The 13,004-nt window shown below is 38.4% G+C and carries 13 protein-coding genes, 20 tRNA genes and 2 rRNA genes; 4 read left to right on the top strand and 31 right to left on the bottom strand.

From position 1 onward, the window contains the following. Window positions 1–60: 60 nt before the first annotated feature. The 4 genes from PGC35_RS12630 to PGC35_RS12615 form a co-directional block, all read right to left on the bottom strand. A complete protein-coding gene (locus PGC35_RS12630) occupies window positions 61–231 on the bottom strand; it encodes a hypothetical protein (RefSeq protein WP_375219404.1) in 171 nt (56 codons plus the stop codon). Continuing rightward, entirely contained in the window at window positions 224–559 is a 336-nt protein-coding gene (locus PGC35_RS12625) for a transposase (RefSeq protein ID WP_375219403.1), read from the bottom strand. The genes PGC35_RS12630 and PGC35_RS12625 overlap by 8 nt, the downstream gene beginning before the upstream one ends. A 73-nt stretch (window positions 560–632) precedes the next feature. After that, the gene (locus PGC35_RS12620) at window positions 633–812 is read right to left on the bottom strand and encodes a YjfB family protein (RefSeq protein WP_375219402.1); all 180 of its coding nucleotides are present in this window, start codon (window positions 810–812) and stop codon (window positions 633–635) included. Between the two features lie 50 nt (window positions 813–862). Then, window positions 863–1,312 (bottom strand): Dps family protein, encoded by a 450-nt coding sequence (locus PGC35_RS12615; protein WP_053588549.1) that lies wholly within the window; start codon window positions 1,310–1,312, stop codon window positions 863–865. Window positions 1,313–1,415: 103 nt separating this feature from the next. On the opposite strand from PGC35_RS12615, the gene PGC35_RS12610 reads away from it, so the two are divergent. The 3 genes from PGC35_RS12610 to PGC35_RS12600 all read left to right on the top strand — a co-directional run bounded on the left by PGC35_RS12610 (window position 1,416) and on the right by PGC35_RS12600 (window position 2,895). Continuing rightward, window positions 1,416–1,538: a hypothetical protein gene (locus tag PGC35_RS12610; RefSeq protein ID WP_375219401.1), complete on the top strand. Its 123-nt coding sequence runs from the start codon at window positions 1,416–1,418 to the stop codon at window positions 1,536–1,538. 3 nt (window positions 1,539–1,541) lie between these two features. Beyond that, the gene (gene yidD, locus PGC35_RS12605) at window positions 1,542–1,772 is read left to right on the top strand and encodes a membrane protein insertion efficiency factor YidD (protein ID WP_375219400.1); all 231 of its coding nucleotides are present in this window, start codon (window positions 1,542–1,544) and stop codon (window positions 1,770–1,772) included. A gap of 103 nt (window positions 1,773–1,875) precedes the next feature. Then, window positions 1,876–2,895: a metal ABC transporter solute-binding protein, Zn/Mn family gene (locus PGC35_RS12600; protein ID WP_375219399.1), complete on the top strand. Its 1,020-nt coding sequence runs from the start codon at window positions 1,876–1,878 to the stop codon at window positions 2,893–2,895. Window positions 2,896–2,972: 77 nt separating this feature from the next. On the opposite strand, the gene PGC35_RS12595 is transcribed toward PGC35_RS12600, so the two are convergent. The 5 genes from PGC35_RS12595 to PGC35_RS12575 all read right to left on the bottom strand — a co-directional run bounded on the left by PGC35_RS12595 (window position 2,973) and on the right by PGC35_RS12575 (window position 9,178). Beyond that, window positions 2,973–4,400 (bottom strand): o-succinylbenzoate--CoA ligase, encoded by a 1,428-nt coding sequence (locus tag PGC35_RS12595; RefSeq protein WP_375219398.1) that lies wholly within the window; start codon window positions 4,398–4,400, stop codon window positions 2,973–2,975. An 81-nt stretch (window positions 4,401–4,481) separates the two neighbouring features. Next, the gene (gene menB / locus PGC35_RS12590) at window positions 4,482–5,300 is read right to left on the bottom strand and encodes a 1,4-dihydroxy-2-naphthoyl-CoA synthase (RefSeq protein WP_053588545.1); all 819 of its coding nucleotides are present in this window, start codon (window positions 5,298–5,300) and stop codon (window positions 4,482–4,484) included. A gap of 2 nt (window positions 5,301–5,302) precedes the next feature. Continuing rightward, window positions 5,303–6,124: a 2-succinyl-6-hydroxy-2,4-cyclohexadiene-1-carboxylate synthase gene (gene menH, locus PGC35_RS12585; protein ID WP_375219397.1), complete on the bottom strand. Its 822-nt coding sequence runs from the start codon at window positions 6,122–6,124 to the stop codon at window positions 5,303–5,305. Next, window positions 6,112–7,824, bottom strand: a complete 1,713-nt coding sequence (menD, locus tag PGC35_RS12580; RefSeq protein ID WP_375219396.1) for a 2-succinyl-5-enolpyruvyl-6-hydroxy-3-cyclohexene-1-carboxylic-acid synthase — start codon at window positions 7,822–7,824, stop codon at window positions 6,112–6,114. Before menD ends, menH begins: the two co-directional genes overlap by 13 nt. Then, the gene (locus PGC35_RS12575) at window positions 7,817–9,178 is read right to left on the bottom strand and encodes an isochorismate synthase (protein ID WP_056832867.1); all 1,362 of its coding nucleotides are present in this window, start codon (window positions 9,176–9,178) and stop codon (window positions 7,817–7,819) included. Before PGC35_RS12575 ends, menD begins: the two co-directional genes overlap by 8 nt. A 154-nt stretch (window positions 9,179–9,332) precedes the next feature. Here PGC35_RS12575 and PGC35_RS12570 point away from each other — a divergent pair, with 154 nt between their 5' ends. Beyond that, window positions 9,333–10,244 carry a 1,4-dihydroxy-2-naphthoate polyprenyltransferase gene (locus PGC35_RS12570; protein ID WP_375219395.1) on the top strand — a complete coding sequence of 304 codons (912 nt, stop codon included), beginning with the start codon at window positions 9,333–9,335 and terminating at the stop codon, window positions 10,242–10,244. A gap of 190 nt (window positions 10,245–10,434) precedes the next feature. Here the strand turns inward: PGC35_RS12570 and PGC35_RS12565 are convergent. From PGC35_RS12565 to PGC35_RS12460, 22 genes are all read right to left on the bottom strand, one after another. Then, window positions 10,435–10,506: transfer RNA gene (locus PGC35_RS12565), tRNA-Glu, on the bottom strand. Window positions 10,507–10,513: 7 nt separating this feature from the next. Further along, a tRNA-Ser gene (locus PGC35_RS12560) sits at window positions 10,514–10,604 on the bottom strand. Between the two features lie 6 nt (window positions 10,605–10,610). Beyond that, window positions 10,611–10,685 (bottom strand) — tRNA-Asn (locus PGC35_RS12555). Between the two features lie 4 nt (window positions 10,686–10,689). Continuing rightward, window positions 10,690–10,766 (bottom strand) — tRNA-Ile (locus tag PGC35_RS12550). Window positions 10,767–10,771: 5 nt separating this feature from the next. Continuing rightward, window positions 10,772–10,845 (bottom strand) — tRNA-Gly (locus tag PGC35_RS12545). A 6-nt stretch (window positions 10,846–10,851) separates the two neighbouring features. After that, a tRNA-Phe gene (locus PGC35_RS12540) sits at window positions 10,852–10,927 on the bottom strand. A 268-nt stretch (window positions 10,928–11,195) separates the two neighbouring features. Then, window positions 11,196–11,271 (bottom strand) — tRNA-Asp (locus PGC35_RS12535). 3 nt (window positions 11,272–11,274) lie between these two features. Then, a tRNA-Met gene (locus PGC35_RS12530) sits at window positions 11,275–11,351 on the bottom strand. A gap of 183 nt (window positions 11,352–11,534) precedes the next feature. Further along, a tRNA-Ser gene (locus PGC35_RS12525) sits at window positions 11,535–11,627 on the bottom strand. A gap of 10 nt (window positions 11,628–11,637) precedes the next feature. After that, window positions 11,638–11,714, bottom strand: a tRNA-Ile gene (locus PGC35_RS12520). 6 nt (window positions 11,715–11,720) lie between these two features. Beyond that, window positions 11,721–11,794, bottom strand: a tRNA-Met gene (locus tag PGC35_RS12515). A gap of 23 nt (window positions 11,795–11,817) precedes the next feature. Next, window positions 11,818–11,893, bottom strand: a tRNA-Ala gene (locus tag PGC35_RS12510). A 14-nt stretch (window positions 11,894–11,907) separates the two neighbouring features. After that, window positions 11,908–11,984, bottom strand: a tRNA-Pro gene (locus PGC35_RS12505). Between the two features lie 6 nt (window positions 11,985–11,990). Then, window positions 11,991–12,067 (bottom strand) — tRNA-Arg (locus PGC35_RS12500). Window positions 12,068–12,087: 20 nt separating this feature from the next. Then, a tRNA-Leu gene (locus tag PGC35_RS12495) sits at window positions 12,088–12,176 on the bottom strand. Window positions 12,177–12,191: 15 nt separating this feature from the next. Next, a tRNA-Gly gene (locus PGC35_RS12490) sits at window positions 12,192–12,266 on the bottom strand. A 17-nt stretch (window positions 12,267–12,283) separates the two neighbouring features. Continuing rightward, a tRNA-Leu gene (locus PGC35_RS12485) sits at window positions 12,284–12,368 on the bottom strand. Window positions 12,369–12,392: 24 nt separating this feature from the next. Beyond that, a tRNA-Lys gene (locus PGC35_RS12480) sits at window positions 12,393–12,465 on the bottom strand. A gap of 6 nt (window positions 12,466–12,471) precedes the next feature. After that, a tRNA-Thr gene (locus PGC35_RS12475) sits at window positions 12,472–12,547 on the bottom strand. An 11-nt stretch (window positions 12,548–12,558) separates the two neighbouring features. Beyond that, window positions 12,559–12,634 (bottom strand) — tRNA-Val (locus tag PGC35_RS12470). A 44-nt stretch (window positions 12,635–12,678) separates the two neighbouring features. Next, window positions 12,679–12,794: ribosomal RNA gene (gene rrf / locus PGC35_RS12465) — 5S ribosomal RNA — on the bottom strand. A gap of 124 nt (window positions 12,795–12,918) precedes the next feature. Next, window positions 12,919–13,004 (bottom strand): 23S ribosomal RNA (locus tag PGC35_RS12460); the annotation flags it as partial.

The following is a 13,004-nucleotide window of genomic DNA, read 5'->3' as shown; positions in this document are numbered from 1 at the left end:
TTAACTATGTTAGCATAAATATGAAAAAAGACTTAGCTTCCTGCTAAGTCTTTTCGCTTCTTATTCCGTTTGTTGGTCTAGTTTATAATGTTCATTTCCTTCTTCTCTATTTTGCGCAATATTTTGTTTCGATTTAAGCTGAGGCGATTGGTTCAATAAGGAACTCACATTCCGATAGTTAGTATTATTTTCGTTACCTTTACGTTTGATATAACCATTTTTGCTACTCAACGAATACTCTCCTACTTTCATTAAAATATGGAAGTGACTCTATTAGTGATCTTGATTCTTCATTGCTAAATTCATGGATCAGCGCATATAATTTCTTCATTCTTATGTCATACTCATCATTTTCTTTATCTGAATGATGATATAATCTTATTGGAATATGTGATTTCCAAAAGTTTCTCATTTCTGTATCACTCAATTGATCAAAAATCTTTTGAAATACAGGAATTATTTCACGATCGGCTACTATTTCATATTCCCATGGAGATTCATCCGGATAAATATAAACTTTCCGGTTTGAAACTGAAACATACACTTTCTTCAAATCCATTTACACACATCCTTTTTGTTAAGTATGTCTCCAAATGAAAAAAACATGCACCACCTGGGTACATGTTTTTTCATTAAAATTGAATATCTACAACAGACCCTTTATAAGGATGTGGAGCAGAAGTTTGAGGCATGTTTTCTAAAAGTCCTACAGCAGCTACTGTTTCCATATTCAAAGCATTTTTCAACACGCTCATTTGAACCGTTTGTTGTAGCTCCATTAACTGTGAAGACATAATGGAATTAATATCCATAATCATTCCTCCCTTTTACAAGTTTAATATCGGAAACTTTAGTAAAAAGTTTATTTATTTGAATCACCTAAAAATGCATTTAGCATCCATTGATGTTTTTCTATTTTTTGGTAAATAGCATTTAAAATATCTTCAGTCATGTCATCCTCATCTTTCGCTGCCTCTTCCATCCCTTTTTTTAGGGACTTCATAATTTTATCAAAATCAGCTACTACTGCTTCTACCATTTGATCGGCAGACTCCTGGTTAGTAGCTTCCTTTACATCTGAAAGCTCTAAATGTTCTTTTAACGTTGCAACTGGATTACCACCTAGAGTTAAAAGGCGCTCTGCAATTTCATCCATATTAAGCGTTGCTTCATTGTAAAGTTCTTCAAATTTTGCGTGTAAAGTAAAAAAGGATGGCCCTTTTACATACCAATGAAAGTTGTGTAATTTGGTATACATCACCGACCAAGTTGCTACTTGTTTATTTAATTCTTTATTTAGTGCTGCTGACATAATTTCGACACTCTCCTTAGACAAATAGTTGTAATCACTTTTCATATACCACTCAATTACTTACAATAAACATAACGAATAGTATATTGGAGTGAAAAATAATATGGTATTTTGGATTTTAGGTTGCGCAATTTTATTGAGTATATTCGGATTTACCTTTTTATATAAAATAGCGATGAATGAAAAGCCAACTGGTATTGATGGAAAACCAAAGGATGCTGAATAAGGCATGAAATATATTATCATTGGAATTTTTCGTTTCTATCAAAAGTTTATCTCTCCTATGACAGGACCAAATTGCCGATTTTATCCAACATGTTCTCATTACGGTGTAGAAGCTGTACAAAAGCATGGAGCAATTAAGGGTGGATACTTGACTATAAAAAGAATATCTAAATGTCACCCATTTCATGAAGGTGGTATTGATCCTGTTCCAGATGAATGGCCTTTGAAGAAATAATAACTTCAAAGGTTTTTTTTCTTGCTTTTTTTTATATTGTCTTGTAAGATTAAAAAGTTCAAAAATATTAAAACGTAATGATTACTATTTAGGAGATGACCGAATGAAAAAGACACTTCTACTATTTTTTATAGTTCTACTGATTTTATTTACAGCAGCTTGCGGTAATAATGCAGTCGAAGAAGCAACAACTCAAGAAAAGAACGAGGAAATACAAATTTATACGACCGTTTATCCTCTTCAATATTTTGCTGAAAGAATTGGTGGAGATGCAGTCTCTGTGTCCTCGATATATCCTGCTGGTGCCAATGAACATACATTTGAACCTACTCAACAAGATATGATGTCACTTGCGGAAGCGGACTTATTTTTCTATATAGGACTAGGTTTAGAAGGATTTGTGGAGAATGCCAAAAAAACTTTAGCAAACGAGAATGTTAAAATGGTAGCAACGATTGATGCAGTTTCGGACGATCAATTAGATGCATCTCATAGCGAGCATGAGGAAACAACGGACGAAGACCATCATAACGAGCATGACGAAGGATCGAAAGAAACAAGTGAGCATACGGAAGAGGGTCACGAAGATCACGATCATGGCGGGGTAGATCCTCATGTATGGATTTCTCCAAAAATAAGTCAAAATCTTGCTCTTTCTATAAAAGATTCTCTTATAGAAGCTGCTCCTTCACAAAAAGATGCTTTTGAAAATAATTACGAGGAATTGATTGCAGAGTTACAACAATTGGATGCAGATTTTAGTGAAATGGCACAAAATTCACCGAACAAGACATTTTTCGTTTCACACTCAGCATTTGGTTATATTGCAAATACCTATGATTTAGAGCAAGTTGCAGTTGCTGGTCTTAATTCACAAGACGAACCTTCTCAAAAAGAGCTTACAAAAATAATTGATATTGCAAAAGATAAAAAAATATCATATATCTTGTTTGAACAAAATGTCTCATCCAAGCTAACGGAAGTAATTCAACAAGAAGTTGGAGCTAAAAGCTTAGTATTACACAATTTAGGTGTACTATCCAAAGAAGATATTAAAAACAATGAAACCTACTTCACATTAATGAACAAAAATCTAGAAACATTGAGAACTGCTTTACAATAATAATAAGCCCAAAGAAATTTTAAAATTCTTTGGGCTTTTCTATTTCAATAAGACAAGGAGTTTGTTTCCTTTTTCATTTAATCGATGATAAGCTTCATCAGCTCTCTACGCATTAACTTATTCGAGGCATTTCGAGGTAAATGCTCGACAAAGTAGTAATCCACCGGTTGTTTATAGGAAGCAATTTGCGTCTTCAAGAAATCTTTTAATTCGTCCTCAGTCACGTTCTCTTTTAAAACTACAAATGCTATTGGAACTTGTCCCCATTTATCATCTCGTTTTCCTGTAACACCCGCTGCTCTTACTGCTGGATGTTCTATTAGAGCCTGCTCTACTTCTGCTGGATATATATTTTCACCACCAGATATGATTAAATCAGAACGACGATCCAAAACAAACAAATATCCTTCATCATCAATATATCCAACATCTCCAGTATGAAGCCACCCATTAACTAATGGATTTTTCGATTCTGAAGCTCCTACATATCCTCTTGTTACATGTGGGCCTTTAATACAAATCTCACCGATGTTTTCTTCCCCATCTATTCGGACATCCGCAAAGAACAATGGTTTACCGGCTGATCCTAATTTACGAATAGCATCCTCGCTTGAAAGAGTTGTTGTTTGAGAGGCTGTTTCGGTCATACCGTATGTTTGAAGAACCGGAATGTTCCGTTCAATTGCTCTTTCTAAATAATTTAAAGGTACTGGTCCACCACCAACAAGCATTGATTTAAAAGTACTTGGGAAAGATAAATCTTTCTCTTCTAATACGGCAATTATTCTTTCGAGCATTACAGCTACAAGAGACATTCCCGTAACTATCCCACCTAAGATTTCCTCTACTGCTTTTTCTGCATCAAATTTAGTATGAAGACGGACAGTCATACCATACAAAACTGATCTCATTAAAATAGAGAAGCCACTAATATGAAATAATGGAACTGTACATAACCAACAATCATTTGGTTGTACACCTAAATTTAATGCGGATCCAGTAGCACTCATAACATGATTATCAAGCGATTGTCGTACCCCTTTTGGTTTGCCTGTAGTACCTGAAGTATACATAATGGTCACGATGCGATCTTTTGGCCACTCAGTTTCTAAGTTGAATGAGACTCCTTCTACACTTTCAACCTCTGTAAAGGAAAGCTTGTTTACATGTAAAAGATTTCTTTTGTCGAAAGAATCGACTAATAAAAATTCAGCTTTACTATCTTGTAATTGATAGCTTAATTCTTCCTCAGTTAAACGTTCATTCAGTAGCACTAGCTCACAACCAAGCTGCATACAACTATGTAAAACAATTACTAACTGAGCACTAGAGGATGCTAAGATTGCTACTCTCATTCCAGGTAAAACACCTTTAGAATGTAGTCTTTTGGCAAATAAAGTTGCCTCCTCATTCAATTGAGCAAATGTCCATTCTTGCTCCCCAAAGCTTAGTGCGATTCGATTTGGGGTCAAGCTTGCACGTTTTAATAATAAATTTGGGTACATTTTTTACCTTCATCTCCTTTAGAGAAAAAAGCTGCCCTAAAGTAGGACAGCTTCATTGCTAACATTTTTTCCATTAAAAAATCATGGAAAACGAGGGAATTGACCAAAATCAGGTTTACGTTTTTCTTTAAAAGCATCGCGACCTTCTTTTGCTTCATCTGTAGTGTAGTAAAGAAGTGTAGCATCTCCTGCCATTTGTTGCAGACCTGCTAGACCATCTGTATCTGCATTCATAGCAGCTTTCAAGAAACGAAGTGCAGTAGGACTCATTTCAAGCATTTCCTCACACCATTGAACCGTTTCATCTTCTAATTGTGCATATGGGACTACAGTGTTTACTAAGCCCATATCAAGCGCTTGCTGTGCATCGTATTGACGACATAAATACCAAATTTCACGAGCCTTTTTATGTCCAACAATACGAGCTAAATAGCCAGAACCATAACCAGCATCAAAAGAACCAACTCTAGGTCCTGTTTGACCAAATCTTGCATTGTCAGCTGCAATAGTCAAGTCACAAACTACGTGTAGTACATGACCTCCACCAATTGCATATCCCGCTACCATTGCTACTACAGGCTTTGGAATAACACGAATTAAACGCTGTAAATCCAAAACATTTAAACGAGGAATTTCGTCTTCTCCCACGTATCCGCCATGTCCGCGGACTTTTTGGTCCCCACCTGAACAGAACGCGTGCTCACCCTCACCAGTCAAAATAATTACACCAATATTTTTGTCATCACGAGCACGTGAGAAAGCATCAATAAGCTCCATAACTGTTTTTGGTCGAAACGCATTTCGTACTTCAGGACGATTGATCGTCACTTTAGCGATTCCATTATAGAATTCATACTTAATGTCTTCATATGTATGTAATGTTGTCCATTCACGAGTCATTTTTATTCCTCCTTTAAAATAATATCCTTTACTATTGTAGCAAACAATTCAGGTTTTTCCACATGAATTGCATGTCCAACTTTATTAACCTGCTTGTGTGCACTATTTGGAAGTATTTTTTGCATTTTTTTTGCTATTTCATAAAACTTTTGATCAAACTCTCCAGTAAGCAGCACCGTTGGAGTTTTCAGCTCTTTTAACTTATTCCAATAGGAAGGCTGCACTCCTGTACTAAATCCCCTTAAACTATTCGAGAGTCCTGTTTTGGATCCTGCTAATCTCTCTTCGCGAATTTTCTTCTTTTTTCCAAGAGACAAAGACCTTTGCGAATGAAACAAAGGAATACTCTCCCAATAATCAACAAAAGAAGTAATTCCTTCATCTATTATTCTTTCCGCAAGTATCTCATCTGCCTGCTTTCTTTTTATTCGTTCTTCCTTAGATTCTAATCCTGGTGAGCTACTTTCAAGTATCAATTTATACACTGGATATTTAGCTGCATACGCAAGCGCTAAACGACCACCCATAGAGTAGCCAACGAGTGTAAAATGAGTCCAATTTATTTGTTTAAATAGGCTGTGTAAGTCCTCTATTTGTTCTTCCACATAATAGCGTTCAAAATCAGTTGGCTTTGATGTTTGACCGTGACCTATTAGGTCAACTGTAAGGATGTCCATAGATGTTGGCAGACAAGTAATTACTTCTTCCCAAGTATCACTAGAGCCAGTAAACCCATGAAGAAAAACTACCTTATTTTTTGCTCCCGAATTATACCGTTTTATTTGCATGCTAATATTTCGTATAGTTAAGTTTATAAATTCCAAACTGAGTCTAACTCCTTCGAAATAGCAGTCCATAGCTTTCTGTGTGTTTCTGTATTCACTTGACGATTTGTAAATACTTCAATAATCCGAATATCTTTTCGTTTTTGCTCACTTAACACCTTATGGAAGTCTTCTTTTGTATGTACAGCATCATATTGTGCATCATACATAGCTGCAATATGTGAAAATTTAAGACCCGTAGGTGTTCCAAATAAGTGCTCAAAATAATTTGTTTCTGTTGATTGTGGCAAATAAGAGAAAATACCTCCCCCATCATTGTTCATCACTACAACAGTTAGATCCGTTTTTTGGAACCTACTTACGATTAACCCATTTACATCATGTAAAAAAGCTAAATCGCCAATTAGCAAATATCCAGGACGTTTAGTAGCTGCATATACCCCTAAAGCAGTAGAAACTACACCGTCTATCCCGTTAGTCCCTCTATTTGCATATATTTGAATATCCTTCGTTGTTTTATTGTAAAAGGTATCTACATCTCGAATTGGCATGCTACTACTTGCAAATAAAAAATCGCCATCTGATAATACTTCAAACAATGTGGCAGCGAGTGCACCTTCGTCTTCTTCTGTTTCCAAATAAGCTTGTACATGTTTTGTTGCAATGTCATTTGCTTTTGACCAATCTTTTAAGTAAGTAGAAGCTTGTTTTTCTTCAATTGGATTCCATAAGGTAGCTGCACCGACTTGCACATGCTGTGTCACAATATGTAGGGAGTCGCGGAAAACAGAACTTTCATCTACTGCGATGAATACGTTTGGTTTACATGCCTTTAAAAATTGTGTCAATGGTTTTGAAACAGGCTGTGCACCAAAACGAATGACTATATTTGGTGCCGCGTATTTTTTAAAGGAATTATCCTTTAATAGCGCATCATATTGATCGATACATAAATGCATACAATCCTCTGGAACTGAACTTCTTAAATTAGATAACGGATCTGCTAAAACTGGCCATTGAACTGTTCTAGCAAATTCCCAAAATCCTTCGGTTGTTGGAAGTGAATCACCAACAATGAATAATCCTTTGTCTTCTTTTTGCAACTGGTCTTTATACCAAGAAATAAATTGTTGACTAGGGACAAGCTGCCCCACCTCGGACTGACTAATCTGAGTTAAGGGTTGTTGCTGCTCCATATTAATCAGTAGTGGCTCACGAAATGGAACATTAATATGCACGGGACCCATCGGAAAAGCTTTTGAAGTAGTAATCGCCCGTTGAATATGACGTTCGATAAAGGGCAAACTTTCTTCATCTGCCTCTGGTATCGGAAAGTCAACTGTCCATTTCACATGCTTTCCAAACAAATGGATTTGATCAATCGCTTGAGGAGCACCAACTTCTCTTAATTCATGTGGTCTGTCAGCTGTAATAACTAACAAAGGGATTCGTGCATAATAAGCTTCCACAATTGCTGGAAAGAAGTTCGCTGCTGCAGTTCCCGATGTGCAAAGTAATACGACTGGGGATTTCTTTGCTTTTGCAATTCCTAAAGCAAAGAATGCAGCAGATCTTTCATCAATTTGACGATAGAACTCAAATCCTTCACTTTTCGCAAAGCCATATGCCAACGGAGTTGATCTAGAGCCGGGACAAATAACAACGTCTTTAACACCCGACTGTTTCACTGTTTCTACAAAATGATTTACATAAGCTGTTAAATAGTTGCTGTTATTCATTCATGTTTCCTCCAAGTGTTCGAAGCATTGGTCGAAACTTCACACGAGTTTCTTCAAATTCCTCTATAGAAGATGACTCTGCAACAATTCCACCGCCTGCAAATAGATATGCCTGATCATTTTCTATTAATGCTGATCGGATACCAACCGCGAATTCTCCATCACCATCTGTATTGATCCATCCAATAGGTGCTGCGTAATAACCACGATTCATCTTTTCCGCTTCTCTAATAATTTCTACTGCCTCTTTTCGAGGTTCCCCACCTAATGCAGGTGTAGGATGCAACGCCTCAACAAATTCAAATAGGGATACTCCTTTTTTTACTTTCCCTTCAATTGGAGTAAATAAGTGCTGTATATCTCTAATTTTCATTAATTTTGGCCTTGATGGAATCCTAACATCTTCACAATATTGATTAAACACTTTTCGAATCATCTCAACAACAAATTGATGTTCTCCAAGGTTTTTGCTATCTGCCAATAAGCCTTCGCCTAGTTGTTTGTCTTCCATCGAATTTTTACCACGTCTAACAGAACCAGCAAGTCCTGCTGATAATACGTGGCCGCTTTCTACTTTTACTAATCTCTCTGGTGTAGCTCCTAAAAAGATTTTATCATCCTTCTCTAAGCCAAATAAATAACTTTCCGGTTGCTCTAATGATGCATTATAAATTGCTGTGGAAGAGGAGAAGTTTTTATCAAAGGTAAGCTTTAGAGAACGACCTATTACTACCTTATTAACTTCGTTGTTCCGAATTTGATTTGTTACTTTCTCTACAGCTTGCAAATATTCATTTTTTAATCGGTCTTCACGTCCAATTAAATGAGGTTTTTCATGAACTTTTAGTTCTTTTACCTGTGCAGTATGAATCAAAGCATCACGTTCCATCCGTAATCGCTCAAACGGCTCCATACTATCTTCTTCCTCTGTAATATAATGAACACTAACAAATGCTTGTTCATTTTTAATTACAAGCTGAAATGTTGGAACAGCAAAAAAACTAGATGGGAATGTATCCCACTCAGATGAAATGTTATTTTTAGGATCAAAAGAGAAAGCACCAAATAGAATAGGAGAAACGTCAATTTTCTCTTTTAATGAAGTCTCACATAACTCTTTCCATTTAGTAGCGATATCCGTATATCTAGTATCTTCTAGTTCATTAGTAAGTATATGAGCATGTCCTAAACCGACTAATGTAAAAGACTTCTCTTTATTTTGCCAGAAAAATCGCTTTCCTTTATAGCTTTCATCTCCCGCCTCGAAAAAAGCATGAGCTGACAATCTTGATACTTCGATAGTTTCTGTATAAAAACGTAATGTTGTTTTCTGTTGACCGGTGGTGTTCGGCATAAATATTACCTCCGTTAAATAACCTTATGATGCATTCATTATCTATTAAATTACTCTACCCTTAATCATACAACTTTCTACCGTTTTCGGCACACATTTAGCAATGAATATATGCTAAAATTGAGGTTGATTCTTTAAAAGGAGAGAAAAACCTATGTCTCATGAACTTCAAGCCGATAGAGGTTGGCGAATTTGGTGGAAATTAACAAGACCCCATACATTAACAGCTTCATTTGCTCCTGTATTTTTAGGAACGATGATTGCACTTTATTACACAAATATTAACTGGCTTATTTTTTTAGCAATGTTATTCGCTTGTCTTTTTATACAGGCTGCTACCAATATGTTTAACGAATATTATGATTTTGTACGAGGATTAGACAGTGAGGAATCCATCGGGATTGGAGGAGCAATTGTTCGAAATGGTGTAAAGCCTAAAACTGTTTTGCAACTTGCATTAATGTTATATGGACTTGCAGCTTTACTAGGTATATATATATGCTACGAATCTTCCTGGATGTTACTAGTCGTTGGTGGAATCAGTATGCTAATTGGATATTTATATACTGGCGGACCTTATCCGATAGCGTACACCCCATTTGGAGAACTTTTTAGTGGTATTGTTATGGGAATGCTAATAGTGCTAATATCTACTTTCATTCAAGTAGGTTCTGTACCAAACTCTGCGATCCTATTATCGATACCAAGTGCATTGCTTGTAGCTGCAATTATGCTATCTAACAATATTCGAGATATTGTTGAAGACAAAAAAGGTGGCAGAAAAACAATGGCTATCCTCGTAGGAAGAAAAAATGCGATTACTATTTTAACATCTTTCTTTCTTGTGTCCTACCTTTGGATTGTTGTGTTAGTTATTTTACAAGATGTTACTCCTTGGGCTTTTTTAGTCCTATTAAGTTTGAAGAAACCGATACATGCCATAAAACTTTTTAGAGAGAAAGAAAACCCACTTGAAGTTGGTTTAGCAATGAAAGATACAGCACTTACAAATACAATTTTTGTTTTCTTACTTGGAATTGGCTTATTAATAGGTTATTTCATCTAAGCAAAACAAAAATAGGCAAGGAAGTTTATACACTTCCTTGCTTTTTTATTGCCCACTACAAAATAATTAAAAAGGATATAAATGAATCCTATTTTCTTTTGTGTAAGTTAGAAAAGAATAAAGAAATAGTTATTAAACAAAAATATACAAAAAAAAGCATGCTTCCGAATTGGAAACATGCTTTTTAATATGACCCCTACGGGATTCGAACCCGTGTTACCGCCGTGAAAGGGCGGTGTCTTAACCGCTTGACCAAGGGGCCAAACATATGGCGGAGAAGGAGGGATTTGAACCCTCGCGCCGGTTGCCCGACCTACACCCTTAGCAGGGGCGCCTCTTCAGCCACTTGAGTACTTCCCCATATGATGGCTCCGAAGGTAGGACTCGAACCTACGACCGATCGGTTAACAGCCGATTGCTCTACCACTGAGCTACTTCGGAATAATGGTGGGCCTAAATGGACTCGAACCATCGACCTCACGCTTATCAGGCGTGCGCTCTAACCAGCTGAGCTATAGGCCCATTATTGGAGCGGGTGAAGAGAATCGAACTCTCATCATCAGCTTGGAAGGCTGAGGTTTTACCACTAAACTACACCCGCATTAAATGGTGGCTCAGGACGGAATCGAACCGCCGACACAAGGATTTTCAGTCCTTTGCTCTACCGACTGAGCTACTGAGCCTTCTTCGATTTGCACTAAGCTACGTATCTCTTCGTCAGCTGCATTCGTTCAGTCAGTTACGTACTTTAGTACGCGCCTTTCTTCACTCAATTGCTTCCTCGACCTACTTGCTTATTCCAAATCTCTAATCGATTTATGCTAAGTTGCGCAACTCTTTGTCAGCTTCACTCACTCATTCAGTCACGTACTTTAGTACGCTCCTTCTTTCACTCGATTGCTTCCTCGATTTGCTTGCTTACCCTAAATCTCTAATTTATTAAATAATAAATGGCGGTCCCGACCGGGATCGAACCGGCGATCTCCTGCGTGACAGGCAGGCATGTTAACCGCTACACCACGGGACCATTTGGTTGCGGGGACAGGATTTGAACCTGTGACCTTCGGGTTATGAGCCCGACGAGCTACCGAACTGCTCCACCCCGCGATAATAATATACTTGCTATCCTTAATAATACTACGCCTGAAGAAAGTAGGACACCTGCTTCGACTTCGTCTGCATCGGTGTTAATCGTCATCTTCGTGTGACGATTTGCTCCACCCCGCGATAATAATATATATTAAGTTTTGTAGAATGAAGAAATTAATTCTTTCATCAACAATTTGGAAATGGAGGAGGAAGAGGGATTCGAACCCCCGCGCGGTTTGACCCGCCTGTCGGTTTTCAAGACCGATCCCTTCAGCCAGACTTGGGTATTCCTCCGAAATATTGTTGGTGGACCTTGCAGGACTCGAACCTGCGACCGGACGGTTATGAGCCGTCTGCTCTAACCAACTGAGCTAAAGGTCCTTAAGATGGCGGCAGAGGGAGTCGAACCCACGACCTTTCGGGTATGAACCGAATGCTCTAGCCAGCTGAGCTACGCCGCCAAGTTTTTAAATCTTTTATAATATGGTGGAGCCTAGCGGGATCGAACCGCTGACCTCCTGCGTGCAAGGCAGGCGCTCTCCCAGCTGAGCTAAGGCCCCATACTAATAAATACTGGTCGGGAAGACAGGATTCGAACCTGCGACCCCTTGGTCCCAAACCAAGTGCTCTACCAAGCTGAGCTACTTCCCGTCTATATGGCGCGCCCGGCAGGAGTCGAACCCACAACCTTCTGATCCGTAGTCAGACGCTCTATCCAATTGAGCTACGGGCGCATGTATCTTTTTCATAAAAGTGGTGCCGAGGACCGGAATCGAACCGGTACGATAGTCACCTACCGCAGGATTTTAAGTCCTGTGCGTCTGCCAGTTCCGCCACCCCGGCACTTAAATGAATCTATGGAGCGGAAGACGAGGTTCGAACTCGCGACCCCCACCTTGGCAAGGTGGTGTTCTACCACTGAACTACTTCCGCTCGGTTATTAAATTAAATGGTGCGGGTGAAGGGAGTCGAACCCCCACGCCTTGCGGCGCTAGATCCTAAGTCTAGTGCGTCTGCCAGTTCCGCCACACCCGCATGCATAATTCACTTAAAAAGTGATGAGCCATGTAGGATTCGAACCTACGACCCTCTGATTAAAAGTCAGATGCTCTACCAACTGAGCTAATGGCTCTAAAAATGGTGCCGGAGAAAGGACTTGAACCCTCAACCTACTGATTACAAGTCAGTTGCTCTACCAGTTGAGCTACTCCGGCGAAGAATAATATGGTGGAGGATGACGGGCTCGAACCGCCGACCCTCTGCTTGTAAGGCAGATGCTCTCCCAGCTGAGCTAATCCTCCTGGGTAATATACAATTGTTAAATACTTATGTATTTTTATTGCAAGCCCAGCGACGTCCTACTCTCACAGGGGGAGACCCCCAACTACCATCGGCGCTGAAGAGCTTAACTTCCGTGTTCGGTATGGGAACGGGTGTGACCTCTTCGCCATCATCACTAGACTTGAATATTATTGAAAGACAAGTTTTATTATATCAACTCTGTAGAATTTTACAAGAGTTTTTTTAATAAAATTTTTATTCTTTCAAAACTGGATAAAAGACATTGGTGCTCGCAAATTCATATTTGGTTAAGTCCTCGATCGATTAGTATTCGTCAGCTGCACGTGTCGCCACGCTTCCACCCCGAACCTATCTACCTCATCGTCTTTG

Source organism: Psychrobacillus sp. PGGUH221 (assembly GCF_042055255.1).
Lineage (GTDB): Bacteria > Bacillota > Bacilli > Bacillales_A > Planococcaceae > Psychrobacillus.
The sequence above is the reverse complement of the archived record's forward strand: the minus strand, read 5'-3'. Positions and strand labels throughout refer to the sequence as shown.